Annotated in this window: 18 protein-coding genes; 11 read left to right on the top strand and 7 right to left on the bottom strand. The window is 69.4% G+C overall.

Annotated elements, in window-relative coordinates:
* Window positions 1-84: 84 nt before the first annotated feature.
* Window positions 85-663, bottom strand: coding sequence for a Uma2 family endonuclease (locus tag AB0H49_RS00830; protein WP_354998238.1), 579 nt, complete (start codon window positions 661-663; stop codon window positions 85-87).
* 170 nt (window positions 664-833) lie between these two features.
* Here AB0H49_RS00830 and AB0H49_RS00825 point away from each other — a divergent pair, with 170 nt between their 5' ends.
* The 3 genes from AB0H49_RS00825 to AB0H49_RS00815 all read left to right on the top strand — a co-directional run bounded on the left by AB0H49_RS00825 (window position 834) and on the right by AB0H49_RS00815 (window position 2,706).
* On the top strand, window positions 834-1,445 hold the full coding sequence (locus tag AB0H49_RS00825; protein WP_354998239.1) for a histidine phosphatase family protein: 612 nt from the start codon (window positions 834-836) through the stop codon (window positions 1,443-1,445).
* A 125-nt stretch (window positions 1,446-1,570) separates the two neighbouring features.
* Window positions 1,571-1,894 carry a hypothetical protein gene (locus AB0H49_RS00820; RefSeq protein WP_357245712.1) on the top strand — a complete coding sequence of 108 codons (324 nt, stop codon included), beginning with the start codon at window positions 1,571-1,573 and terminating at the stop codon, window positions 1,892-1,894.
* 485 nt (window positions 1,895-2,379) lie between these two features.
* Window positions 2,380-2,706, top strand: a complete 327-nt coding sequence (locus AB0H49_RS00815) for a hypothetical protein (protein ID WP_354998241.1) — start codon at window positions 2,380-2,382, stop codon at window positions 2,704-2,706.
* 65 nt (window positions 2,707-2,771) lie between these two features.
* On the opposite strand, the gene AB0H49_RS00810 is transcribed toward AB0H49_RS00815, so the two are convergent.
* The 4 genes from AB0H49_RS00810 to aroQ form a co-directional block, all read right to left on the bottom strand.
* Complete coding sequence (locus AB0H49_RS00810; protein ID WP_354998242.1) at window positions 2,772-3,671, bottom strand: cutinase family protein; 900 nt, start codon at window positions 3,669-3,671, stop codon at window positions 2,772-2,774.
* A gap of 304 nt (window positions 3,672-3,975) precedes the next feature.
* The gene (locus tag AB0H49_RS00805; protein ID WP_354998243.1) at window positions 3,976-5,445 is read right to left on the bottom strand and encodes a glutamate synthase subunit beta; all 1,470 of its coding nucleotides are present in this window, start codon (window positions 5,443-5,445) and stop codon (window positions 3,976-3,978) included.
* Window positions 5,438-10,084, bottom strand: a complete 4,647-nt coding sequence (gltB, locus tag AB0H49_RS00800; RefSeq protein ID WP_354998244.1) for a glutamate synthase large subunit — start codon at window positions 10,082-10,084, stop codon at window positions 5,438-5,440. The genes AB0H49_RS00805 and gltB overlap by 8 nt, the downstream gene beginning before the upstream one ends.
* A 738-nt stretch (window positions 10,085-10,822) precedes the next feature.
* Window positions 10,823-11,398, bottom strand: a complete 576-nt coding sequence (aroQ, locus tag AB0H49_RS00795) for a gamma subclass chorismate mutase AroQ (RefSeq protein WP_357245707.1) — start codon at window positions 11,396-11,398, stop codon at window positions 10,823-10,825.
* Between the two features lie 250 nt (window positions 11,399-11,648).
* Between aroQ and AB0H49_RS00790 the strand changes: the two genes are divergently transcribed.
* Both AB0H49_RS00790 and AB0H49_RS00785 read left to right on the top strand, forming a co-directional pair.
* A complete protein-coding gene (locus AB0H49_RS00790) occupies window positions 11,649-13,451 on the top strand; it encodes a DUF4407 domain-containing protein (RefSeq protein WP_357245704.1) in 1,803 nt (600 codons plus the stop codon).
* Window positions 13,452-13,584: 133 nt separating this feature from the next.
* Window positions 13,585-15,138 carry an adenylate/guanylate cyclase domain-containing protein gene (locus AB0H49_RS00785; protein WP_354998247.1) on the top strand — a complete coding sequence of 518 codons (1,554 nt, stop codon included), beginning with the start codon at window positions 13,585-13,587 and terminating at the stop codon, window positions 15,136-15,138.
* 278 nt (window positions 15,139-15,416) lie between these two features.
* Here AB0H49_RS00785 and AB0H49_RS00780 read toward each other — a convergent pair whose 3' ends face one another.
* Entirely contained in the window at window positions 15,417-16,964 is a 1,548-nt protein-coding gene (locus tag AB0H49_RS00780) for an MFS transporter (protein ID WP_357245701.1), read from the bottom strand.
* Between the two features lie 90 nt (window positions 16,965-17,054).
* On the opposite strand from AB0H49_RS00780, the gene AB0H49_RS00775 reads away from it, so the two are divergent.
* From AB0H49_RS00775 to AB0H49_RS00755, 5 genes are all read left to right on the top strand, one after another.
* Complete coding sequence (locus AB0H49_RS00775; RefSeq protein ID WP_354998249.1) at window positions 17,055-17,600, top strand: TetR/AcrR family transcriptional regulator; 546 nt, start codon at window positions 17,055-17,057, stop codon at window positions 17,598-17,600.
* A gap of 147 nt (window positions 17,601-17,747) precedes the next feature.
* The gene (locus tag AB0H49_RS00770) at window positions 17,748-18,575 is read left to right on the top strand and encodes a hypothetical protein (protein ID WP_357245698.1); all 828 of its coding nucleotides are present in this window, start codon (window positions 17,748-17,750) and stop codon (window positions 18,573-18,575) included.
* The gene (locus tag AB0H49_RS00765) at window positions 18,572-19,597 is read left to right on the top strand and encodes a DUF4129 domain-containing protein (protein ID WP_357245695.1); all 1,026 of its coding nucleotides are present in this window, start codon (window positions 18,572-18,574) and stop codon (window positions 19,595-19,597) included. The genes AB0H49_RS00770 and AB0H49_RS00765 overlap by 4 nt, the downstream gene beginning before the upstream one ends.
* Window positions 19,594-20,574 carry a MoxR family ATPase gene (locus AB0H49_RS00760; protein WP_357245692.1) on the top strand — a complete coding sequence of 327 codons (981 nt, stop codon included), beginning with the start codon at window positions 19,594-19,596 and terminating at the stop codon, window positions 20,572-20,574. Before AB0H49_RS00765 ends, AB0H49_RS00760 begins: the two co-directional genes overlap by 4 nt.
* 2 nt (window positions 20,575-20,576) lie before the next feature.
* Entirely contained in the window at window positions 20,577-21,863 is a 1,287-nt protein-coding gene (locus AB0H49_RS00755) for a DUF58 domain-containing protein (RefSeq protein WP_357245689.1), read from the top strand.
* Window positions 21,864-22,514: 651 nt separating this feature from the next.
* Here the strand turns inward: AB0H49_RS00755 and AB0H49_RS00750 are convergent.
* Window positions 22,515-23,291, bottom strand: coding sequence for an RDD family protein (locus AB0H49_RS00750; protein WP_354998254.1), 777 nt, complete (start codon window positions 23,289-23,291; stop codon window positions 22,515-22,517).
* A 44-nt stretch (window positions 23,292-23,335) separates the two neighbouring features.
* Between AB0H49_RS00750 and AB0H49_RS00745 the strand changes: the two genes are divergently transcribed.
* Window positions 23,336-24,346 carry a stage II sporulation protein M gene (locus AB0H49_RS00745; RefSeq protein WP_357245686.1) on the top strand — a complete coding sequence of 337 codons (1,011 nt, stop codon included), beginning with the start codon at window positions 23,336-23,338 and terminating at the stop codon, window positions 24,344-24,346.
* The last annotated feature ends 584 nt before the right edge of the window (window positions 24,347-24,930 follow it).

Here is a 24,930-nt window from a genome sequence, read left to right as displayed (position 1 = left end):
GTAAGCAGCCCGGGCTTTCGTGTGCGGCGCGGAATCGGCTCGGTCCGCCCTAGTTCGGCTGCCGAGTCGGTTCGGCTCGCCAGCCTACATCCGGGCGATCTCGGTCAGATCGATGTCGATATCGAACGGGACGCTCAGTCGCAATTTGTCGTGGTGGATGCCTGTTAGCGCGTACGTCCTTGTCGCCGGGTCGAGTTCGTACGCGTAGACGACCGGACGGCCGTCGATATCCTCGACTCGCCAGAAATGCATGATTCCGGCTTTTGCGTACAGCTGCGGCTTACGCTCTCGATCCCGAAATCGCGATTCGACCGACACAACCTCGACGGCCAGCACGACTTCCTCGGGGCGAAAGGTTGTCCGCTTGGTGTCGCCACCGATGTTCGCTCGCACCACCAGAACATCCGGCTCCGGGCGCTGGTCTCGACCGAGCGTCACCGTCATCTCACGCCGAACTCGCATCTCTGCGGGCACCAGGCGACGCAGCACCGATTCGAGCAACGAGATGACCAGCATGTGAAACTCCGCCTGCGGACTCGCGAAGACGAGACTCCCGTCGATCAACTCGGTGTGCGGTGGCAGGTCGGGCAGGCGATCCAAATCCTCGGCGACGAACCCGCCGGGCGGCGGACGCAGCCATTGCGGGAACGACTCGACGGTCATGGCTACGAGTATGTCACCGGGTCTCGATTCGAGGTATTCGAAAGCATGCACTGAGCTGGACCCCAGAGTTGCAGGGCGAATGCCCCGGTCGCCGCGACGGCTCGAGCTTTCGCGCCCCGACAACGCCACCTGATCCGAACCGCCACGTGGGCATACGGCAGAGTGGGTGGGTGCAGTTGATTCTCGTTCGTCATGCTCAGCCGGTTCGGGTGTCGAACGCGTCCGGGCCCGCCGATCCGGAGTTGTCGGAGGTGGGGCGGGAGCAGGCGGAGCGGGTGCCCGGGGCGTTGAGCCACCATCGGATCGCACGGGTGCTGAGCAGTCCGCAGCGGCGGGCGCGGGAGACCGCGGCGCCGACGGCGGCCAAGCTGGGGCTGCCGGTGGAGATCGTGGACGACCTGGCCGAATACGATCGCGACCTGCCCGCCTACATTCCGATCGAGGACGCCAAGCTGGAGTTCCGCGACACCTACGACCGGATCAAGGCCGGATACCTGCCCGAGCAGATCGACGGTCCCGCTTTCGTGCACCGGGTGCGCGAGGTGGCGACGGAGATCGCCGCGAACACCGACCCGGCCGACACCGTGCTGGCCTTCGCGCACGGCGGCGTGATCAACGTGCTGCTCCAAGAGGTGCTCGGCCTGCCGCGGCCGCTGACCTTCCCGATCGACTACTGCTCGATCACCCGAATCCTGTTCTCCCGCACCGGCCGCCGCACCGCCGCCACGGTGAACGAGAACGGGCACGTGTGGGACCTGTTGCCGCGCAACATCGGTCGCTGATTCACAGGAACGCTCCGCCGTTCACAGCCGACTACCAGCCTCGTCGCACCGCGGTCACAGCGCCGCCGCCTTCGATAGGAGTCGTGAGTCACCGCGACTCACGCTCCGAGAGAAGGGAATACCGAGTGCTTTCCAAGACGAACATGCGCCGAGGAGCGGTCCGGATCGCCGTGGCGGGCGCCCTGGTGACGATTCCGCTCGCCGCCGTGGCCGCCACCGCGAGCGCGGAAGCGCCCGCCGACGCCACCCAGGTGCAGCAGGTGTCGGAGGGCGTCCCACTCGAGGGCGCCGATGTCAGCCGTCCGCATCCGGGCGAGGGGTTCCCCGGCAGGCCCGGACCCGGCGGACCGCGGGTCGAGTTCCGCGGTCCCGAGCACGACTTCCCCGGCCCGGGCCCGCGCGTCTTCTACCAGACGCTTCCGCCGACCGGCTCGTTCGGAAGCAGCTAGCCACGGGCCGCCACGACGAAGGCCACGTCCCGCGCGGGGAACGTGGCCTTCGCTCGCCCGTTGGCACCGGGACGAATCCCGCGCAATAGGCCGCGGAATCGCGGGCAAGTCCACCACCGTTAACGCCGGTGATGAATCGAGCGGAACTCGTTGCCCCGCAACATCCGCTGGCGGGATCGCACCGAAGTTCGCCGCCAGCGACAACGGCGACGGTTCGAGCGGGACCTCTCGCCCGTCCGCGGAATCGCGGGAAAGCCGACCTCCGTTAACGCTGGCGGCGAATCGAGCGAAACTCGTTGCCTCGCAATATCGCCCGCGTTATCGCAGGTCAGCGCGCCACTGTTAACAACGACCGGAGATTCAAAGAAAGGCCCCTCGGCTCACAGTCGAATACCAGACTCGTCCTATCCGGGTCATAGCACCGAGGCCTTCGATGAGAGTTCGTGAGTCATCGCGACTCGCGCTCTGAGAGAAGGAGTTCCGAAATGCTTTCCACATCGAACATGCGCCGAGGGGCCCTCCGGTTCGCCATCGCGGGCGCGCTGCTGACGATTCCGCTGGCCGGGATGGCGGCTACGGCCGGTGCGCAAGCGCCCGCGGCCGACGCCGTTCGGGTTCAGCAAGCGGCGGAGGGTCCAGCGCTGGAACACACGGATGTCGGCCGTCCGCATCATCCTGGGCACCACGGCTTCCCAGGTCAGCCAGGGCACAGCGGCATGGATTCGCACCGGTCGGACTCCACGTCGCCCGGTGCGGAGCCCCCTGCCGACCAGCAAGTGATGCCGCCGACCACGTCCGGCCACCGTGGCTGATCCGGCGACGACGAAGGCCACCATCCCGCGCGGAATGGTGGCCTTCGTCGTGGCTTACGGACCGATCAGGCCATGCCCGCGATCCAGTTGTGCATCCAGGAGATCGCGGTCTGCCCGCCGCCGACCGAGTAGCTGCCGTACACGGTGTGCGCCTGGGAACGGTAGAAGCGCTCCAGATCCTTGGCCCGCTGCTGGTTCGCCGACTCGGTGAGCTGCGACTGCAAGAGGGGCACGCCGCCGAACGCCATCAGATCGTTGATGATCGCGCCCGCCTCGAGCTGGTACCGCCAGATGTTGGCGGGATTGGCGTCCGAGCTCTGGGCGAGGAAGCCCGCGAAACGGGTGACGAAGTCGTCGGTCGCGGTCGCGCAGTACAGGTCGTCGACGGCGCAGATGGTGCGGGTGCGATCGCTCAGCCAGCCGAAGCCGCCGACCCGGGGGCCACCGGCGCCCGCGCCCTGCGCGACCGGGCCGACCTGGATGTCGGTCGGCGAGCGGCGCGGATCCGAGATCAGGCCGACGCCCGCGACACGATTGGGCGGGACCACGCCGAGGCCAGTGCCGATCTCGGCCGCGAGATCACCGGCGGCGTCGGCGCCCTGGCTGTACCCGACGAGCGCGAACTCTGTCGCACCGCAACGCCTCGCCATGTCGCCGATCAACCCGCGCGCGGCGCTGACGGCTTCTTTCTTCGAGTTGCCGTAAACCTCGCCCTCCCAAGGGAAGGCGGTCGCGGCGTAGGTCACGTAGTCGACCTCGACCGAGCGCGGCAGGTTACGGGTGACGCCGGCCAACATGCCGGGCTGCGGCGTCTTGTCGTGACCCGTCTCCCACGTGCCGGGGATGGCCACCACATGGAGGGTCGGGCAGTTGTCCGCCGCGGCGGTCCCACTGCTGCCCATCACCAAGCCGGACGCGATCGTCGCGGACGCGCCGAGGGCCGCGACAAGCTTCTTCAACTGCATACTGCTCCAGTTCACACCCTGGCCCCGGTTGTGTGGGGCGTCCCCAACGAGTTGCCGCTCACATGCTGGACGCCACGAATGTCGTTCCAGTGAACGGAGGGTCAACTCGAGTTACCCGCCGACGTGACGTGCCGACGACTCCCGGATCTCGCAGGCCCCGCCGCACGCCGAAGATCACAATAGGGCCCGCGCGCCCCAGATGCCATTCGGGGCCCGCTGATGTCCGATTTCAGCGAGCAAACGCGCGAAGGCGCCCGTGGACGAGTTGTCCACGGGCGCCTCGTGTTCGCGTTGTGCGACTAGATCAGCGCTGGGCGACCATCGTCGGCGTCACCGGCGCGGGCAGCGCCGTCTCGCCCTCGAGGAACTGGTCGACCGCGGCGGCCGCGGCACGGCCTTCGGCGATGGCCCAGACGATCAGCGACTGACCACGGCCCATGTCGCCGGCGACGAAGACGCCGGGAATGTTGGTGGCCCAGTTCTTGTCGCGCTGGACGTTGCCGCGCTGGTCGTAGCCGACACCGAGATCGCTGAGCAGGCCCGGCTTCTCGGGTCCGACGAAGCCCATGGCCAGCAGCACCAGGTCCGCCTCGAGGGTGAAGTCGGTGCCGTCGACCTTCTCGAAGCGGCCGTTGACCATCTTGACCTCGTGCGCCTCCAGGCCGGTCACCTTGCCGTCCGCGCCGACGAAACGCTCGGTGTTCACGGAGAACACCCGCTCGCCGCCCTCCTCGTGCGCCGAGGAGACCCGGTACATCAGCGGGTAGGTCGGCCACGGGGTGGACGCGGCGCGCTCCTCCGGCGGACGCGGCATGATCTCGAACTGGTGCACCGACGCCGCGCCCTGGCGGTGCGAGGTGCCGAGGCAGTCCGCGCCGGTGTCGCCGCCACCGATGATGACGACCTTCTTGCCCTTGGCGTGGATCGGCGGCAGGCCATCGGCGTCGGTGACGTCGTCGCCGAGCTGCACCCGGTTGGCCCAGGGCAGGAACTCCATCGCCTGGTGGATGCCGTCCAGCTCACGACCCGGGATCGGCAGGTCGCGGGCCAGGGTGGCGCCACCGGCCAGCACGACCGCGTCGAACTGCTCGCGCAGCTGCTCGGCGGTGATGTCGACGCCCACGTTCACGCCGGTCTTGAAGATGGTGCCCTCGGCCTCCATCTGCGCGAGACGGCGGTCGATGAAGCGCTTCTCCATCTTGAATTCCGGGATGCCGTAGCGCAGCAGGCCGCCGATGCGGTCGGCGCGCTCGAACACGGTCACGGTGTGACCGGCGCGGGTCAGCTGCTGGGCGGCGGCCAGACCGGCCGGGCCCGAACCGACGACGGCGACCTTCTTGCCGGTGATGCGGGTCGGGTAGACCGGGGTCACCCAGCCCTCGTCGAAGGCGTTCTCGATGAGCTCGACCTCGACCTGCTTGATCGTCACCGGGTCCTGGTTGATGCCGAGGACACAGGACGCCTCACACGGCGCCGGGCAGAGCCGACCGGTGAACTCCGGGAAGTTGTTGGTCGCGTGCAGGCGGTCGATACCCTCCCGCCACTGGCCCTTGTACACCAGGTCGTTCCACTCGGGAATCAGATTCCCGAGCGGACAGCCGTTGTGACAGAACGGGATACCGCAGTCCATGCACCGGCTGGCCTGGGTCTGCAGAGTGTCGTGCGAGAACTTGTCCTCGTAGACCTCTTTCCAGTCCATCAGGCGCAGTGGAACCGGACGCCGCTTGGGCAGTTCCCGCGAGGTGTGCTTCAGAAATCCTTGTGGGTCAGCCACGTGCGGCCTCCATGATCGCTTCGTCCACGTCCTTGCCGCTCTTCTCAGCTTCGGAGATGGCGAGCAAAACCTTCTTGTATTCGCGCGGCATGACCTTGACGAAGTGGTTCACCTGCTGCGACCAATCGCTCAGGATGCGATCGGCGACAGCCGAACCCGTCTGGTCACGGTGCTCGGCGACGATGTCGTGCAGCCAGGTGAAGTCGTCACCGGCGAGCTGCTCGATCGCGTCGCTCTGTTCGGGGTTGACCCGCGCGGCGAACGTGCCCTCCGGGTCGTAGACGAACGCCACACCGCCGGACATACCGGCGCCGAAGTTGCGCCCGGTCTCACCGAGGATGACCACCCGGCCGCCAGTCATGTACTCGCAACCGTGATCGCCCACGCCCTCGACCACCGCGGTGGCGCCCGAGTTGCGCACGGCGAACCGCTCGCCGACCACGCCGTTGATGAACGCCTTGCCGCTGGTCGCGCCGAACAGGATCACGTTGCCCGCGATGATGTTCTGGTCCGCGACGAAATCGGCGGGCGCGTTCTGCGACGGGCGCACGACGATGTGACCGCCCGAAAGACCCTTGCCGACATAGTCGTTCGCGTCACCCTGCACGCGCAGCGTGATGCCCGCCGGAACGAAGGCGCCGAAGCTGTTGCCCGCGGAACCGGTGAACGTGATGTCGATGGTGTCGTCGGGCAGGCCGGTGCCGCCGTACAGCTTGGTCACCTCGTGGCCGAGCATGGTGCCGACCGTGCGGTTCACGTTCGTGATCTTGGTCTCGAACTTCACCGGCTTGCCGCGCTCCAGCGCGTCCCGGCTCTGCGTGATCAGCTGCTGGTCCAGCGCCTTGTCCAGGCCGTGGTCCTGCGACTTGGTGCAGCGGCGGTCCTGGTACATGAACGCCGTCTCGACGTCGTCCAGGATCGGCGACAGGTCCAGCTTGCTGGCCTTCCAGTGCTGCTTCGCCTTGGAGGTGTCGAGCAGGTCGACCCGGCCGATGGCCTCGTCCAGCGTGCGGAAGCCCAGGGAGGCCAGCAGTTCACGGACCTCTTCGGCGATGAACAGGAAGAAGTTCTCGACGAATTCCGGCTTGCCGGTGAAGCGTTCGCGCAGCACGGGGTTCTGCGTGGCGACGCCGACGGGGCAGGTGTCGAGGTGGCAGACGCGCATCATGATGCAGCCCGAGACCACCAGCGGCGCGGTCGCGAAGCCGTACTCCTCCGCGCCGAGCAGCGCGGCGATCACGACGTCGCGGCCGGTCTTCATCTGACCGTCGACCTGGACGACGATGCGGTCGCGCAGACCGTTGAGCAGCAGCGTCTGCTGGGTCTCGGCGAGGCCGAGCTCCCAGGGACCGCCCGCGTGCTTGAGCGAGGTCAGCGGGGACGCGCCGGTGCCGCCGTCGTGGCCGGAGATCAGCACGACGTCCGCGTGCGCCTTCGACACACCCGCGGCGACGGTGCCGACGCCGGGCTCCGCGACGAGTTTCACGTGAATCCGCGCCTGCGGGTTCGCGTTCTTCAGGTCGTGGATCAGCTGCGCCAGGTCCTCGATCGAGTAGATGTCGTGGTGCGGCGGCGGCGAGATCAGGCCGACGCCCGGCGTCGAGTGCCGCACCTCGGCGACCCACGGGTACACCTTGTGCGCGGGCAGCTGGCCGCCCTCGCCCGGCTTGGCGCCCTGGGCCATCTTGATCTGGATGTCGGTGCAGTTGGTCAGGTAGTGCGCGGTCACACCGAAGCGACCCGAGGCCACCTGCTTGATCGCCGAACGACGCCAGTCGCCGTTCTCCTCGACCTCGAAGCGGGCCGGGTGCTCGCCGCCCTCACCGGAGTTCGAGCGGCCGCCGAGCCGGTTCATCGCGATCGCGAGGGTCTCGTGCGCCTCGGCCGAGATCGAGCCGTAGCTCATCGCGCCGGTGGAGAACCGCTTCACGATCTCCGAGGCGGGCTCGACCTCGTCGATCGAGATCGGCGCGCGCTCACCGGACTTGAACTTGAACAGGCCGCGCAGCGAGGCGAGGCGCTCGGACTGGTCGTCGACCAGCTTGGTGTACTCCTTGAAGATCGAGTACTGGCCCGAGCGGGTCGCGTGCTGCAGCTTGAACACGGTGTCCGGGTTGAACAGGTGGTACTCGCCCTCGCGGCGCCACTGGTACTCGCCGCCCACCTCGAGCTCGCGGTGCGCGCGCTCGTTGCGGTTCTCCAGGAACGCGACCCGGTGCCGGGCCGCGACCTCGTCGGCGATCTCGTCCAGGCCGATGCCGCCCAGGTGCGAGCGCAGGCCGGTGAAGTACTCGTCCACCAGTTCCTGCGACAGACCGATCACCTGGAACAGCTGCGCGCCGTTGTAGGAGGCCAGGGTGGAGATGCCCATCTTGGACATCACCTTCAGCACGCCCTTGCCCGCCGCCTTGTTGAAGTTGGCGACGGCCTTGCGGAAGTCGGTCTCCAGGCTTCCGGTACCGAGGTCGAGCGCGCCGCGCTCCAGCATGTCCTCGATGGTCTCGAAGGCCATGTACGGGTTGATCGCGGCCGCGCCGAAGCCGACCAGCATGGCCATGTGGTGCACCTCGCGGGCGTCACCGGCCTCCACGATCAGGCCGACCTTGGTGCGGGTGCGCTCGCGCACCAGGTGGTGGTGCACCGAGGAGGTCAGCAGCAGCGACGGGATCGGCGCCAGCTTCTCGTTGGACTCGCGGTCGGAGAGCACGATGATCCGCGCACCGCCATCGATGGCCGCCGAGACCTGGGTGTTGATGGCCTCGAGCGCCTTGCGCAGGCCCTTGCCACCCTTCTTCACCGGGTACAGGCCGCGCACGACCACCGAGCGCAGCTCGGGACGCGAGCCGTCGTCGTTGATGTGCACGAGCTTGGCCAGCTCGTCGTTGTCCAGGATCGGCTGTTCGATGGCGATCTGCTTGCACGACTCGGGGCCTGGGTGCATCAGATCGGCCTCGGGGCCGATGTTGCGCTTGAGGCTGGTGACGACCTCTTCGCGGATCGCGTCCAGCGGCGGGTTGGTCACCTGCGCGAACAGCTGCGAGAAGTAGTCGAACAGCAGACGCGGGCGCGCCGACAGCACCGCGATCGGGGTGTCGGTGCCCATCGAGCCGAGCGCCTCGAGGCCGGTCTTGGCCATCGGCGAGATCAGCAGGTTCAGCTCTTCGGTGGTGTATCCGAAGATCTGCTGGCGGATCAGCACGCGGTCGTGCGACATGTGCACGTGCGGACGATCGGGCAGATCGGCGAGCCGGGTCACGCCCTCGTCCAGCCACTGCTGGTAGGGGTGCTCGGCGGCGAGCTCGGTCTTGATCTCGTCGTCGGAGATGATCCGGCCCTTGGAGGTGTCGACCAGGAACATGCGGCCCGGCTGCAGACGCGCCTTCTTGACGACCTTGGACTGGTCGATGTCGAGCACGCCGACCTCGGAGGCCATCACGACGAGGCCGTCCTCGGTGACCCAGATACGGCTCGGCCGCAGGCCGTTGCGGTCGAGCACGGCGCCGATCACGGTGCCGTCGGAGAAGCACACCGACGCCGGGCCGTCCCACGGCTCCATCAGCATCGAGTGGTACTCGTAGAACGCCCGCCGCTGCGGGTCCATGTTCTCGTTGCGTTCCCAGGCCTCGGGAATCATCATCAGCACGGCGTGGGGCAGGCTGCGACCGCCGAGGTGCAGCAGTTCCAGCACCTCGTCGAAGCGGGCCGTGTCGCTCGCACCCGGGGTACAGACGGGGAAGATCTTCTCCAGGCGGTTCTTGCCCGCGGAGTCGGTACCGAAGACGTCGCTGTTCAGCAGCGCCTCGCGGGCGCGCATCCAGTTCTCGTTGCCGGTGACGGTGTTGATCTCACCGTTGTGCGCCACCCGGCGGAACGGGTGCGCGAGCGGCCACGAGGGGAAGGTGTTGGTGGAGAACCGGGAGTGCACGATGCCGAGCGCGGACTCCACCCGGTCGTCCTGCAGATCCAGGTAGAAGGCACGCAGCTGGGGCGTGGTGAACATGCCCTTGTAGACGAAGGTCTGGCCGGACAGGCTCGGGAAGTACACCGACTCCTTGCCGACGGCGCCCTCGCCCGCACCCTGCGAGCCGAGCTCGTGCTCGACGCGCTTGCGGATGACGTAGGCGCGACGCTCCAGGTCCATGCCGGACAGCTGCTCGGCGGCGCCCTTCGGCGAGGCGATGAAGATCTGGCGGAAGGTCGGCATGGCGTCGCGCGACAGCGCGCCGAGCGACGACTCGTCGATCGGCACCTCGCGCCAGCCGAGAACCTCGAGGCCCTCTTCCTTGACGATCTTCTCCACGCCGTAGGCGGCGCGCGCGGCTTCGCGGCGGGCCTGCGGGAGGAAGGCGATGCCGGACGCGTAGGCACCTTCGGCGGGCAGCTCGAAGTCCACGATCGCGCGGAAGAAACGGTCCGGGATCTGGATCAGGACACCCGCGCCGTCGCCGGAGTTCGGCTCGGCGCCGGCGGCACCACGGTGCTCCAGATTCAAGAGTGCCGTAATAGCCTTGTCGACGATGTCGCGGCTGCGGCGGCCGTGCATGTCGACGACGAATGCGACACCGCAGGCGTCGTGTTCGTTCGCCGGGTCGTAGAGACCGATGGGTCCAGGTGACCTGTGGCCAGGAAGTTGCGTCATGCCTCTGCCTTCAAGAAAGTGGCCTTCGAAGAAAAAACGGCCTTTCGTCGAACGCCTCCGTCAAGACTGCGCCCGTACGTTCCGGAATCCAGCCGCGCTGATGGTCTTCCGGCGTGCAGTCACGTCTCCAGTTGTCCACCCGCGATGGATACGTAGTGGGTGCTAGTCGGTAACGGAACGCTTACGTGTTCCTTACCTCCGTGCGGGTGCTCGCCCGCTACTCTGGGCACCTACTTGGTGAGCCCGAGCGGGCGATGGTGCCGAACTTTTCGTGTTCGGCGTAAGAGCAAACGATAAGTCAGGTCCGGGGCCCAACCAACTTAGGTAGCACTAATAACCTGGTCTAGCTGGGCTTCTTCATTTCGGTCCTCCACGTGTGCGCGTCGTCCAGTGTAAAGCAGCGGATGGACCTGGATCGATCCCCCGGCACTCGGTGCCGGGCGGCGGCGATGGGCCACCGACAGAGCGTCCGACGAGGCACTTCGACCCCGAGAACAGGCGCTCACCTGCATCGAAGATGATTTCCCCCGGCCGGAGGACGGCAAACCCCTTGTGCCACGGCTAACTCGTCAACGGCCTTGATGAGATATTTACGACAGGGGTGTGACAAGCCTCGGACGGTATCCGACCGTCCGGATTCTTTTGCCCTTTGTGGCTTTCAGCACATTTTCAGCAAACAAGATCAGTAATTTTCGACACAGCGAGTTCAGCGCACATCGACACCCGCGCCAGCGCACATCAACACAGCGCCGAGGCGGCCCGAATCAAGGCCAGCCGGTGCAGCGGATCGGCGGTCGTGAAGTGCGCGAAGACGCCGGGCGCCAACCGTTCCATGCAGTCCGGCGCGGCGAGTTCGGCCCGGTGCTCGGCCAGCTGATCGATGATCGCCTTGTTGAGCCGATCGATGGTCGGGCGCACGCCTGTCAGGTCCGGTGGCGCGGCCGGTGCGGCGGCTGGGTCGAACCGCCAGCGCGCGATCAGGCCGTATTGCACGGTCTTACTGGCCTCGATCTGGCCGAAAAACACCCTCCTGACCCACTTTTCGGACAGCCCGTACGCGGCGCCGAGGCGCGCCATCGCGTCGTATACCGCCGCCTCGCGCTCCGGGTCGTCGATCGTCGGGACGGAGCCATCGCGCGCGGCGTGCGCCCATTTGGCCGCGGCAACGGCGTCGGCGGTGTCGATGCGCTGCGCGATCAGCGCGACGAGCGGTTCGAGCGACCCGGGCACCGGCTCGCCGGGAACCGGCTTCGCGCTACCCGCGGCCCACACGAGCAGCGCCGCGGACAGCAGTGCCACCGCAAGTGCGCGCATGCTCCCACCCGTTCGCCCGACAACGACTCACCCTGCCAGGTTAAGGCGAAGCCACGGCCTCCGCGCCGACTCCGCGCACACTGCTCGGCGCGGAAAACGGCACGCCCGAACCCTCTTCGCTGTGAGCCTCGACACATCCGCCGGGCCGTACTCGGTGTGTCGGGCCCTTGCCTGTCACGCTGGGACAACGAATCTGTGACAGTTTCGCCAAGCTGCCAAACGACTGGGACGTAGAGGATGTGAGATCCCCATGACCGTCACCGGCTTGTTCACCTGGCTCGGCGGAGGTCAGACCGGTGAACTCACCGAACGCCACGAACGCGCGAGCTACGCCGTCACCGGAGCTTCCGTCGCCCTGTTCGCCCTGGTAGCGGGGGTCGTGACGACGTTGGCGCTGGCGGCGACCGGCGGCTGGCCGCTGTTGGCCATCGCGCCGCTCGCGCTCATCGTCGCGCTGCTCGCGGGCACCGTCGGCCGCGCACTCGCCACCGCCCGCCCGGGGCGGATGCCGGACCGGCTCGGGCTGACCGGGCGCGTCGCGGTGGCCGTGGTCTTCGGCGTGCTGCTCGCCGAACTCGCGGCAACGGCGCTGTTCGACGGCTCGGTGGACAGGGTGCTCGACGAGAAGTCACACGCGGCCGTCGAATCCGCCCCCGCGGTGGCCGCCGCCCGCGCCGAGCTGGACCGTGCGCGCGCCGACCGGACCGCGCTCGACCAGACCATCGCCGCCGCTCAGGCCGATATCGACCGCATGCTGGTGATCGCGCGGTGCGAGTTCAATCCGACGCCGGAGTGCCCGCAGACCCGGATCACCGGCGTCCCCGGCCGCGGCCCCGAATCGCAGACCGCCAACGAGATGCTCCAGGACGCCCGCGACCGGCACACCGCCGCCCGTGATCGCGCCGCGCAGCTGGATCAGCGCCTCGCCGAGGCCGAAAGCGCAACGGCCGCAGCCCGAACCGCCGCCTTCACGGACGGCGATCGCGGCCTCGGCGCGCGCTGGGTCGCCATGAACGACCACACCGCGGCGTTCGGCGGCGCGCTGCTGCTGCGTCTCGCGACGCTGCTCGCCTTCGTGCTGCTCGCCCTGCTCCCGCTGCTGCTGCGCTGGTGGCGCGGCGAGACCTCGTTCGACCGGCACGCCGCCGCGCGCGCCGTGGTGGATCGCGCCGAACGCGAGGCCGAGGCGGCGATCGCCATCAAGCGCGCCGAGGTGCGCGCGGAGGCCGAGAACCTGCGCGCCGAACAGCAACTCACCGCCGCCCGGCTCGCCGCGGAGGCCGACACGGCCATCGACAGGGAGCGCCAGCGCACCCGCGTCATCGCGGCCATCGGCGGGCTGGAGATCGGCATCACCGAACCGCGCGGCCTGGAAAAGCCGACGCCACACGCCCTGCCAGCCGCACCGGCTGCCGATCGAAAGGACAGCTCCGTGTCTCAGGACGGGATCGTGACACCGAACCTGCCCGCGACCGTCGGCGCGGGCGCGTTGGCGCCCACCGCGAACGCGGGCGCACTGGCCCCGGCTCCTACTGCGCGGCCCGCGGAGCCCAAGGGCGGCGGTGGCCTGGAACTGCCGATCATCGGGACGGTGCCGTTCACCGACACCGCGGCGCGCTGGATCCGCCCGCTGGTGCCCTCCTTCGTCGCCAACGCGATCGACACCGCGACCCACCCGCTGCGCACGGCGCGGCAGGCCTTCGAAGAGGTGGAGGAGATCACCTTCACGCTGCGCCGCACCAGGAAGGTGACGGTGGACTCGCAGGACTCGCACGCGCAGGCCCAGCAGGCGGTCGCCCCGCCCGTCGGCTACCAGCTGCCGCCCGGATCGCCCGAGGCATGGCACGCGCACCGCATCGCGTCGTCCGTGGTCGACGCCCACTACCCCCCGCCGCACTATGCGTCGCCGCACGACCCGCGGTATTCCGCGCTGGGCTACGGGCAGCAGACGTACGGCCTGCCGCCCGTCGAACACCGTGACGAACTGGCCGCCCGCGAGCAGCGGGAACTGCCTGGCCCGCGGGGTCAGCGGGAACTTCCGCCCGGTCGCTGACCGAGCGGAACACGCGGTGGCGGCAGCGTGCCGTTCGTGCGGAAGCCTCATCGTGGCGCCGCCGCCATTGGGCTACGTCCAACCGTGGTGACGTCCGCACATGGCTTCGCGCGCGGCGATCTAGTCTGCACGCATGTCGGTGCGTGATGTGACGGCCAAGACGCCCGCGCCATGGGGCTCGCGACTGCTCGGGTCGACCCAGGAGTCCTCGGGTGTGCGTCGCATCCGTATCCAACTGCTGCTCACGGTGCCGCTGCTGCTGGCCAACTTCACCGGCATGGTCGTCTCGCTCGCGCTCGGCGGGTTCGTGCTGCCGGGCCCCTCGGTGTTCACTCGCGACCTGCTGCTGCTGGATGTGCTCGCCGCGCCCGTGTACGCCGGGCTGGCGACGGTGTTCGGCGTGTGGTGGGGCACCACGCGCGGACTCGGCGCGCTGCGCTGGGCGACCGATCCCGACCACGTCCCCACCGAGGCCGAACAGTCCGCGGCGGCGGCGGTGCCGCGCAAGCTGGTGGTGCAGCAGGCCGCGCTGTGGTTCGGCGGGCTCGTCGTCCTGACGACGCTATACGGATTGGCGGATCCGGAGCTGATCGCGAAGATCGCGTTCGCCGTCGGTTTCAGCGCGATCGTGGTGTGCGCGAACAGCTATCTGATCATCGAGTTCGCGCTGCGGCCGGTGACCACGCGAGTGCTGGAGGCCGCGCCCGCCCACCGCCGGCGCGGCATCGGCGTCTTCGGCCGTTCGCTGCTGGCCTGGATCCTCGGTTCCGGCGTGCCGGTGGGCGGCCTGATGGTGATCGCGGTGCTCGCGCTGGCCCGCTCGGATGTGAGCGTCGAGCGGCTCGCCGTCTGCGTGCTCGCCCTCGGCGGGGCCACGCTCCTGTTCGGCCTGCTGCTGACGACCCAGACGCTGGCCGCCACGGTCGCGCCGATCCAGGGCGTGCGGCAGGCGATGCGTCAGGTGGAGAAGGGCGATCTGGACGTCTGGCTCGCGGTGTACGACGGCACCGAACTGGGCGAGCTGCAAAGCGGTTTCAACCACATGGTGCACGGGCTGCGGGAGCGCGAACAGATCCGCGACCTGTTCGGCAGGCACGTCGGCCAGGATGTCGCGGACGCCGCGCTGGCGGCCGAGCCCGCGCTCGGCGGGGTGGAGACCGACGCGGCCGCGCTGTTCATCGACATCATCGGCTCGACGACGATGACCGCGACCCGCCCGCCCACCGAGACCGTCGCGCTGCTGAACCGCTTCTTCGGCATCGTGGTGGACGAGGTCGAGCGCTGCGGCGGGCTGCTCAACAAGTTCGAGGGCGACGCGGCGCTCGCTGTCTTCGGAACTCCGAGCCCGCTGCCCGACGCCCCGGGCGCCGCCTTGGCCTGCGCCCGCGCCATCCGCGCGCGCCTCGGGGAGATCCCCGAGTTGACCGCCGGTCTCGGCGTGGCGGCGGGACGCGTGGTCGCGGGCAATGTCGGCGCCCACCAGCGCTACGAGTTCACCGTCATCGGCGACGCGGTCAACGAGGCGGCGCGGCTTTGCGAACTCGCCAAACAGGATTCGGGCTTGCTGCTCGCGTCCGCGTCGACCGTCGCGGCCGCGGATTCCGCGGAAGCCGAACATTGGGCACTCGGCGAGTCGGTCACCTTGCGCGGCCGCGTCGCGCAGACGACCCTCGCGCGGCCCCGCTAGTGTTCCGCGCCTGAAATCCGCGGAGGCCGAACCCAGGCAACCCGGCAAGGCGATCAGCTTGCGCCGCCGCGCGCCGAGAATGCTGGCGCGCCACCGCTGAACCGAAGCGGGCAGCAGCGCTGATTATCGAGGAGCCGACCGCTGGGCTTTGGGAGGGGTCGGCTGGACGGCCGCGATTTGGCTTGCGTCGCCGTCGCTCCCGAACCTGTCCGCGCCGCAGTGATCACACGAGCGCGAGGACTCGCACCCCTTGCGGAGTGCGAGTCCTCGCCGATTCACTACTGCGTCGCGCGTAGCCGGAACGCCACGACGGCGGCGATCAGCAGCACCGCGGCGGTGCCCATCGCGGCCAGGTGGATGCCGGAGACGAAGGCCTCGTGCACCGAGAGCAGGAACGTCTCCGCCGTGGCGTCCGGCAGCTGGCGGGCGAATTCGGTGGCGGCGCCGAGGGATTCGGTCGCCGCGCCCGCGGTTTCGCCGGGCGCTCGGGACAGGTCGAGGCCGTTGCGGAAGATCGCCATGACCACGCTGCCCAGCAGCGCGACGCCGAGGGCGATGCCCGTCTCGTAGGCGGTCTCGGAGACCGCCGCGGCCGCACCGGCCCGCTCCACCGGCGCGGAGCTGACCACCAGGTCCGACGAAACCGTCAGCGCCGCACCGACACCCGCGCCGACGCCGAGGAAACCGAGAACGAACGGCACCGTGCTCGTCGCGACGTCGGGGCTGAGCCAGAGGAACAGCACCGCGCCGGACGCCGCTGTCACCAGTGCGCCCGCCAGCACCGCGCCCGCTCGCCAGCGCCGCACCAGCCAGGCCGCCGCCAGCGAGGCGACCACGCTGGCCGCCAGACCCGGCAGCAACAGCAGCCCGGCCTGCAACGGCGACTTGCCGAGCACCAGCTGCAGATACTGCGAACCGAAGAACAGCACACCGGCCAGTGCGAACACCGCCAACAGGTTGGTCACCACCGCGGTGCGGAACCTGGGCAGTGCGAACAACTTCAGGTCCAGCATCGGGTGCGCCAGCCTGCGCTGCCTGCGCACGAACAGCACACCCGCGAGCACGCCGACCGCGCCGACGAGGACGAGCGTGGCGCTCGGACCGTGCGCCGCGGCTTCCTTCACCGCGTACACGATCGGCACCAGGGCCAGCATGGACAGCGCCGCGCTCGGCAGGTCGAACCGGCCGGGGTTCGGGTCGCGCGATTCCGGGACGAGCACCGGGCCGAGGGCCAACAGCACCAGCATGACCGGCAGGTTCACCAGGAACACCGAGCCCCACCAGTAGTGCTCGAGCAGCCAGCCGCCGATCAGCGGACCCGCCGCGGCGCCACCGCCCGCCATCGCGCTCCACACCGCGATCGCGACGGTGCGCTGGCGCGGATCGAGGAACATCGTCCGGATCAGGCCGAGCGTGGCGGGCATCAGTGTCGCGCCCGCGACGCCCTGCAGCACGCGGGCGGCGATGAGCATTTCGGGCGAGACCGCCCACGCGGCGACCACGGACGCGATGCCGAAACCGGCCGCGCCGATGAGCAGCAGCCTGCGCCGCCCGACACGGTCGCCGAGGTTGCCCATCACGACGAGCAGACCGGCGAGCACGAAGGAGTACACGTCGATGATCCACAGCAGCTGCGGCGTGGTCGGCGCGAGATCGGCGCTGATGGCGGGGACCGCTAGGTCGAGAACCGTGGCGTCGACCGCTAGCAGTAGCAGGGCGAGCGCGAGTACGGCGAGGCCCGCCCACTCGCGCGCGGTGGCGCGCGGCGGGGCGGTCCTGGTTGGCGAAGCGGCAGAGGTGGCCGCGGTCGTGGTTGGGGCGTTCATCGACTCTCTCGACTTCCGTCGTCGAATTCTTTTTACCGTCCAGACGGTACAGTACAGGACATTACCGTCCGGCCGGTATAGTCGAATACCGTGACGGCAAACACCCGCGACCGGATCCTGGACGCACTCGAGACATTGCTGCTGGACAAAGGCATGTCCCAGGTGACGCTGGAGAACGTCGCCGCTACGGCGGGCGTCTCCAAGGGCGGGCTGCTCTATCACTTCAAGAGCAAGGACGCGTTGCTCGCCGGTCTGGTCCGCCGCCTCGGTGAACGCGCCACGCAACAGGTCGCCGACGCGCGAGCCAAGGGCACCTCGGTGGCGGAGTGGTATCTCCAGACGCCGAATCCGGACAGCGCCACCGACGCGGTGGAACTCGAGCTCTACCGCTCGATGCTCGCGACCATGCGCACCATCGACGCCAGCCCGGGACCCGAGGTCGACGAGGTGCAGCGCGCGCTGACCGAGCTGATGTCCTCCTGGTCGGACGGGTTGGACGCCGAGATCGACGACCCGGTGCACGCCGACATCGTCCGCCTCGTCGGCGACGGGGTGTATCTGCGCGCACTGCTCGGTTTTCCGCCGATCGAGCCGGAGCGGTACCGCCGCGTGCTGGATCGCCTGCTGGAGCGGTGACACTGTCTCCTCCGGCCCTGCCGCGCACCGGATAACGGGCCCAGGTCGGTCGCGCGCATTAGACTCGGCCGCGTGTTACCAGCCGCTGACCCGGCCGGTGCCGTCGGGGCGGGGAGCGATCCGGTACCAGGGTCCCCTGGAACGACGGTGCCGATCCGGCCGCTGACCTTCCGCGAACTGCTCGACCTGCCGTTCGCCCTCATTCAGGCCAACATCGCCACGCTGGCCGGTACGGCGGCGGCCGGACTCGTCGCGGCCGAGATCGTCGTCGTGGTGATCACCGGAAGCGTCTCGAACGCGACCGACGGGTCCGACGCGGGCACCGCCTGGGCGGCGATCCTCTCGACCGTCGTCTGCGCCTGGTTCCTGCGGCTGCTGCTGCGCGGCGTGACCGTGCCCATCGGGTTGGCGAGCATCGCGGGCGAGCGGATCGGGTGGCGGGCCGCGCTGGTCCGGCTGCGCGCCGTCGCGCCGGCGCTGCTGATCGCGCAGGTGCTGTTCTCGGTGGTCGGCGTCGCGGTGTTGGTCGGCGGCGGCATTCTGATCATCACCTTTCCTTTCGCGGTGATCTGGCTCGGCTACCTGCGCGCCAAGCGGTTCCTCGTCGCGCCGGTGCTGTTCGCCGAACACGGCTCGCACGGCGAGGCGGTCCGCCGCACGAAACTGCTTGTCGCGGGCTCGGAATGGCCGCTGACTGGGCTGTGGTTGACCCAGCGCTGCCTGTTCACGCTGCTCGCCGTTCCGCTGCTGGCGATCCCCTGGTTCGTCTCGGATTTCTCCGGCACCCACCGCTGGCCGGTGATCGTGCTGCTCACCGCCGCGGCGCTGCTGCTCGTCGCGTTCGGCGAGATCGTGGAGGCGAGTACCCGGGTGGTGTCCTATATCGATCTGCGGTGTCGCCGTGAGGGACTCGACATCCGGATACCGTCCGGTCGCGAGGACGCTGGGTCGTTCGGGCGCGAGGACGCACGGTGACGCACCCCGAGACACCGCCGCCCCCGCGTCTCGGCCCCGCCGCCGATCATCGCGCCGCCGCCGAGGAAGCGGCGCAGCGCCGCGACTACGACCGCGCGCTGCGCGAACGGTTCCGCGCCGTCCTGCGCGGCATGGAGCAGCACGGCGTGCTGGAAGTCCGGCGTTCTCGGACGGCCGACGAGACCGTCGACGACGTCTCGGCCGTGCTGCCGCTCGAGGTCACCACCGAACTCCAACCCGCCGCACGCAGTTTCGACGAGGTCGTCTACGGCGGCCGCGCGGCCACCGAGGACGAGTACCGCAGGCTCGAATACGCCGACCGCTTCTCGGCCGCGGCCCCACCGCCCGCCGCCGAGCCCGTCGAGCGCGAGGTCGTCGAGGCCGGGCCGCGCACCCGCAGGAAGCTGCCGCCGCTGCCGAGCCTGCTGCGGAATCCGAAGTTCTGGGCGACGCTGGCCGTGGTGGCCGTGCTCGCGCTGCTGCTCTACGCCGCCATGCAATCCTGCGGCGCGCCCACCGCGCCGAAACCGCCGCCGGACATCCCGCCGCCGCAACCGCCGCCCTCCGACAACGACATCGACCGCCCGGACATCGGGGCTGGCGAGGACTCGATCTTCTCCCGGCTGCCCGCGCCGCTGGCCTTCGGCGGCTTGCAGTTCCTGATCGCCCTCGCGCTGCTGATGTGGTGGCGGGCCAGGCGGCGCGGGGCGCTGGTCGGTGAGCCGCGCCCGGTGGAGGTCGCCGCCAACGAACTGCTCGCCGGTCAGGCCGCGCTGTACCGCAAGTCCCGCGACTACGAGTACGTCGCCGCCAAGCTGCGCGCGGCCACGCTGCGCAGGCTGCGGCCACTGCTCGGGGTCGGCGCCGACGCGCTGCCCGAACCGCTCGTCGCCGCGATCGCGGCCCGCAGCGGCGCGGACCCGCAACTGGTCGGAAACGCGTTCTTCGGGCCGGTGCCGGACGCGGACGCGCTGCACATCGTCGCCGCACAACTGGAATGGATCGAAACGGAGGTCGGATGACCACGGACATCACGAAGGGCGTCACCGCCGAGCAGGCCGGTGCGGCGTTCGGCGCGCTGCGAGCCGAGATCGGCAAGGCGGTCGTCGGCAACGACAACGCGGTGATGTACCTCGTGCTCGCGCTGCTGTGCCGCGGTCACGTGCTGCTCGAAGGCGTGCCGGGCGTGGCGAAGACGCTGCTCGTCCGCGCGCTGGCGACCGCGCTCGATCTGGAGTACGCGCGGGTGCAGTTCACGCCCGATCTGATGCCGGGCGACGTCACGGGATCGCAGATCTACGACCCGCATTCGGCGGAGTTCACCTTCCGGCACGGCCCGGTGTTCACCAACCTGCTGCTCGCCGACGAGATCAACCGGACGCCGCCGAAGACCCAGTCGGCGCTGCTGGAATCGATGGAGGAGCGCCAGGTCTCGGTCGACGGCAAACCGCAGCAGCTGCCCGATCCGTTCGTCGTGGTCGCCACCCAGAACCCGATCGAGCAGGAGGGCACCTACCCGCTGCCGGAGGCGCAGCTGGACCGGTTCCTTTTCAAGGTCGACATCCAATTGCCCAGCCGCGACGACGAATTCCGCGTGCTGCAACGGCACGCGGCCGGTTTCGATCCGCGCGATCTCACGGCGGCCGGATTGCGACCGGTGGCCGGGCCCGCGCACATCACCGCGGCGAGGGCCGCCATCGCCGACGTGACGATCAGCCCCGAGGTGCTGGCCTATACCGTCGACTTGTGCCGGGCCACCCGCACCGCGCCCGCCGTGCAGCACGGCGCCTCGACGCGCGGCGCGACCGCGCTGATGGCGGCCTCGCGGGCGTTCGCGTGGCTGAACGGGCGCGGTTTCGTCACGCCCGACGACGTGAAGTTCGTGGCGGTGGCGGTGTTGCGGCACCGGCTGCACCTGCGGCCGGAGGCCGAGCTGGACGGCGTCACCACCGAAGGCGTCATGTCCGCGCTGCTCGGCTCGGTCCCGGTTCCGGTCTAGCCGTGGTCGTCACCGGTCGTCTGGTCGCCGTCGCCGCGGCGCTCGGGTTGTTCGTCGCGGTCGTGCTGCCGTCCTGGTACGGGGTCGCGCTGGCGTGCGTCGTGCTCGCGGTCGCGATACTCGTCGACCTGGCCGCGGCAGGTGCGGCGGGCGACCTGACTTTGACCAGGCCGGAACTGACCACCGTGCGCCAAGGCCGCACCGCCGAGGTGGAACTCACCGTCGTGAACACCGGCGCGCGGACCGTGCGCGGTCTGTTCTGGGACGACTGGCCGCGCAGCGCGCGCACCGAGCACCGCAGGCACACGCTGGAACTCGCGCCCAACACCAAAGTCCGGCTGCGCACCTCACTGCGTCCGGTGTATCGCGGCGACCGGGTCGCCGGTCCGGTGACGCTGCGGCTGCTCGGTCCGCTCGGCATGGCGGGCAGGCAGACCAGGCGCACCGTGCCCGCCCGGGTGCGCGCGCTGCCCGCGTTCCGCAGCGAGCGGCTGATGCGCTCCAAAGTGAAGCGGCTGCAACACCTCGAGGGCCGCAACGTCGCCAACACCCGCGGCCAAGGCAGCGAATTCGATTCGTTCCGCGAGTACGTCGCGGGCGACGACGTGCGGTCCATCGACTGGCGCGCCACCGCCCGCGCCACCGACGTGCTCGTCCGCACCTGGCGCCCGGAGCGCAACCGGCACGTGCTGATGCTGCTGGACACCGGGCGGGTCAGCGCGGGCCGGGTCGGCGAGGGCACCCGTCTGGACGCCGCCATCGAGGCCGCGCTGCTGCTCGGCGGATTGGCCGCGGCGGCGGGCGACGGTGTCGACCTGCTCGCCTACGACCGCACCGTGCGCACCGAGGTACGCGGCGTGCGCGGCAACCGCCTGCAACTCCAGCTCATGCATGCGCTGGCGGGCGTCACCCCGGCGCTGGTCGACACCGACAGCGCGGGTCTGGTGCGCGCCACCATCGAACGCGCCCGCCGTCGCAGTCTGGTGGTCTGGTTTACCAGCCTGGACGGCGCCGCCGTCGAGGAGAACCTGCTCCCGGTACTGCCCGTGCTCGCGCACCGCCACCGCGTCCTCATCGTCTCGGTGATCGACCCCGACATCGCCGCGGCCGCCACCACCCGCGACGACGTCTACGCCGCGGCCGCCGCGGAAACCGTCCTCGCCGAACGCGCCCTCGTCCAGGAATCACTGCGCCGCAAGGGCATCGCGGTGGTCTCCGCCCCTCCCGACCGCCTCCCCGAGGCCCTGGCCGACGAATACCTCGAACTCAAACAGTCCGGCTCCCTGTGAGTTTCGAAGTCCGCCTATCGCATACACGCCCCGCAGGGGTTCGAGGCCTGCGCGGCGTCGTGACCGCCGAGGACCGAGTTCGAAGCGCCTGGGCAGCGCGGACGGCCCCGGTGCGGGCGGATACGTGTGAAGCGGCCATGCGACGCAACGAGGTTCAGCGCGAACGGCTGCGCACCCGACGGCTGCGCCGTGCACGAGGCGCGGCCGGGGCAGTTGCGTGTGAAGCGACTATGCGACGTGCACCAGGCCCGGCGAGCGACTGCGTGCGGGCAACTACGCGACGCCAACGAGACCCGGCGCGAGCGGCTGTATCACGCGCGACCACGCCGCCCGAGCGAGGCCCGGCGCGAGCGGCAACGTGCGGCGCTCTGCGACACGAACGAGCTCACACATCCTGTGCACGCCTCACATAGGCGGTGCCTATGTGAGGCGTGCGGTAGGGGTGTGGGGCGTCACCCCTGCGCGAGGGCTGCGACGCGGATGAACCCCGGCGTGGCGATCGAATGTGAAGCGACTACGCGAACAATGAGCCAGCGCGAGCGGCTGCGTGAGAGCGACTGGCGACACGAACGAGAGGCCCGACACAAGCGGCGCATAAGAGCGACTACGCCATGCGGACGAGGCACGGGGCGGGGCGGCGCGTGAGAGCGATTACGCCACGCGGACGAGACCCTGGGCGGGCGGAGTGAGGGCGCGGCGTTGGCGTTCGGCGACGATCGCGCCGAGGATCTGCACCGGCGGGTAACCCTGGGGTGGGGGCACGCGCAGCTGGGCGCAGAGCGCGGTGACGAGCGCGTGGCCGAGACTCGCCTCGGCGGCCGGGGTCAGGGTGCGCAGCCGGGTCAGGTACTGGCGGATGGCGAGGGCCAGATCCTCCGGAATGCCGGAGAGGTCGAGGCGAGCGGCCCAACCCGCCAGCCAAGGCGGCGCGAAAGCCAGTGCGGGGGCTGGCAGGCCGCGCTGGGCGTGCACGACGACGGTGCCCGCGAGCACGTCACCGACACGGCGGGCGTTCGGCGAACACATCGAGGTGATCACCGCGATCGCGCCGAAACCGCCGAGCATCCAGAAGTCGACGATGGCGCCCGCCAGTCCGCGCGTCATGGCGTGCCGGAAATCGATGGGTCCGCCGTCGGTGCGCACGACCCGCAGCCCGAGCGCCAGCTTGCCGAGCGAACGGCCGCGGCTGAGCGTCTCCCACGCGACCGGGTAGCCGACGAGCACAACGACGACCGTCGCCAGCATGATCGCGTCCACCCATGCCGAGTCGGCGTCCGCGCGCACGACGACGAGGCCCGCCAGCGCCATCAGCAGCACGCCGAGGGTCAGTTGCGCCACCAGGTCGATGAGGAACGCGGTGGCGCGTGTCGGTATCCGCGCGATCGGAAGCTCGAGGGCGACCGCTTCGCCGGTGGTGAACTCAGCCATCTCGATAGCATTCTTGCGACCGGCGGTAGTGGGAGGCAACCGATATGGACGTAGACGCATACAGTTACGCGCACCGGCGGTCGTGGGACCGGCTCGACCAGCTGTCGCGCAGGCGCAAGCTGACCGGCGCCGAGTCCGACGAACTGGTGGCGCTGTACCGGCGCACGTCTCAGCAGCTGGCCCGGTTGCAATCGCACACCCCCGACCCGGAACTCATCGCCGGGCTCAGCGCCCTGCTGGCCAGGGCGCGCGGACGGGTGCTCGGCACCAAAGCCGACACCTGGGGCGAGATCGCCCATTTCTTCACCCACCGGTTCCCCGCCGCCGTCTACCGCGCGTGGCCCTGGTGGGCTTCGGTGGCCGCGCTTTTCGTGGTGGTCTCGGCCGGGTTGGCGATCTGGATCGAGGGTTCGGGCCGCGCCCGCGAGCTACTGGGCATCAGCGGTGACAATTCCGCGATCACCGCGCCGGGCGGCGCGTTCGAGACGTACTACACCGAACACCCGAACGACGCGTTCGCCGCGCAGGTGTGGACCAACAACGCGTGGGTGGCGGCGATCGCGCTGTTCACCGGCGTGCTGATCCTGCCTGCGGTGTATCTGCTCTTCATGAACGCGTTGAACGTCGGCATCACCGCCGGTTTGATGGCCGAGGCCGATCGGCTCGATTCGTTCTTCGGTTTCATCCTCCCGCACGGAACCCTGGAGCTGACCGCGGTTTTCGTCGCGGGCGGCGCGGGACTGAAGCTGGGCTGGACGCTGGTCGACCCCGGTCGGCTGAGCCGGATCGAGGCGGTCGCGAGGCAGGGCAGGGCCACCGCGACGATCGCGCTCGGGCTGGTCGGCGTGCTGTTCGTTTCCGGCCTGCTGGAGGGTTTCGTGACCCCGAGCCCGCTTCCAGCCCCGGTGCGGATCGGAATCGGCTTCGCGGCGGAGGCGCTGTTCTTCGCGTACGTGTTCGGCGCGGGACGGCGCGCGGCGCTCGTGCAGGACGCGGCGCGAACCTTGCCGATCGAGGAATCGGAACGGTGGCAGACAACCCCGGGCACACGCTGACTGGAAAGGCTTCGGACAATCGGCAGCAACGCCATGTCACGGAACGGTTGCGATATCCCCCATTTGAGTTCCGCTGGCCGCAGCGAGTCGTGCTCGAGCTGCGGCCAGCGTTACCGCCAACTGTACACAATCGTTATGCCCGCGCAACCCTCCGCGCCGGTGTCGCGCGTATAAAGCAGCGCGTCAGCAAACCCCTCTGACCACCCACTTTTTCACACCAACAGCTAACTCATGGCTGACGCTCGGGCGGTCGGTTTTCCTCCCTTCCAAGATCCCCCGCGGCGAAGTTGAAAACCACTACTGAAACCCGTCCGCGAACCGAACAATTGGCTGCGTAATGGTTAGCCGAAGCGCCTGTCGCGCATCGGTATGTATTCCGCCCGACGCATCTACCAGGTGTTTTGTCAACTCGTTTTCGGGTTGCCGCACGTTCTTGAAGCTAAAAGCGACCCAAGGTCTGTTTATAGCCGACTAAACAAGATTCCCACCCCGCCGGGACGGCATGTGGTGTACACGCATCAAGCCGATCCGGATGATTGCCAGACGCGCAATTGGCCACCCGGGCCCGAACATCACGCGATACC

It is taken from the genome of Nocardia sp. NPDC050713, assembly GCF_040654315.1.
Classification (GTDB): Bacteria; Actinomycetota; Actinomycetes; order Mycobacteriales; family Mycobacteriaceae; genus Nocardia.
This window is presented reverse-complemented; position numbering and strand designations above follow the sequence as displayed.

Bases quoted from the DNA above. Each gene is read 5' to 3' on its own strand.
- gltB (WP_354998244.1), bottom strand. From the start codon at position 10,084: ATGACGCAACTTCCTGGCCACAGGTCACCTGGACCCATCGGTCTCTAC.
- AB0H49_RS00810 (WP_354998242.1), bottom strand. From the start codon at position 3,671: ATGCAGTTGAAGAAGCTTGTCGCGGCCCTCGGCGCGTCCGCGACGATC.
- AB0H49_RS00815 (WP_354998241.1), top strand. From the start codon at position 2,380: ATGCTTTCCACATCGAACATGCGCCGAGGGGCCCTCCGGTTCGCCATC.
- aroQ (WP_357245707.1), bottom strand. From the start codon at position 11,398: ATGCGCGCACTTGCGGTGGCACTGCTGTCCGCGGCGCTGCTCGTGTGG.
- AB0H49_RS00745 (WP_357245686.1), top strand. From the start codon at position 23,336: ATGGACGTAGACGCATACAGTTACGCGCACCGGCGGTCGTGGGACCGG.
- AB0H49_RS00830 (WP_354998238.1), bottom strand. From the start codon at position 663: ATGACCGTCGAGTCGTTCCCGCAATGGCTGCGTCCGCCGCCCGGCGGG.
- AB0H49_RS00790 (WP_357245704.1), top strand. From the start codon at position 11,649: ATGACCGTCACCGGCTTGTTCACCTGGCTCGGCGGAGGTCAGACCGGT.
- AB0H49_RS00760 (WP_357245692.1), top strand. From the start codon at position 19,594: ATGACCACGGACATCACGAAGGGCGTCACCGCCGAGCAGGCCGGTGCG.
- AB0H49_RS00750 (WP_354998254.1), bottom strand. From the start codon at position 23,291: ATGGCTGAGTTCACCACCGGCGAAGCGGTCGCCCTCGAGCTTCCGATC.
- AB0H49_RS00785 (WP_354998247.1), top strand. From the start codon at position 13,585: ATGTCGGTGCGTGATGTGACGGCCAAGACGCCCGCGCCATGGGGCTCG.
- AB0H49_RS00780 (WP_357245701.1), bottom strand. From the start codon at position 16,964: ATGAACGCCCCAACCACGACCGCGGCCACCTCTGCCGCTTCGCCAACC.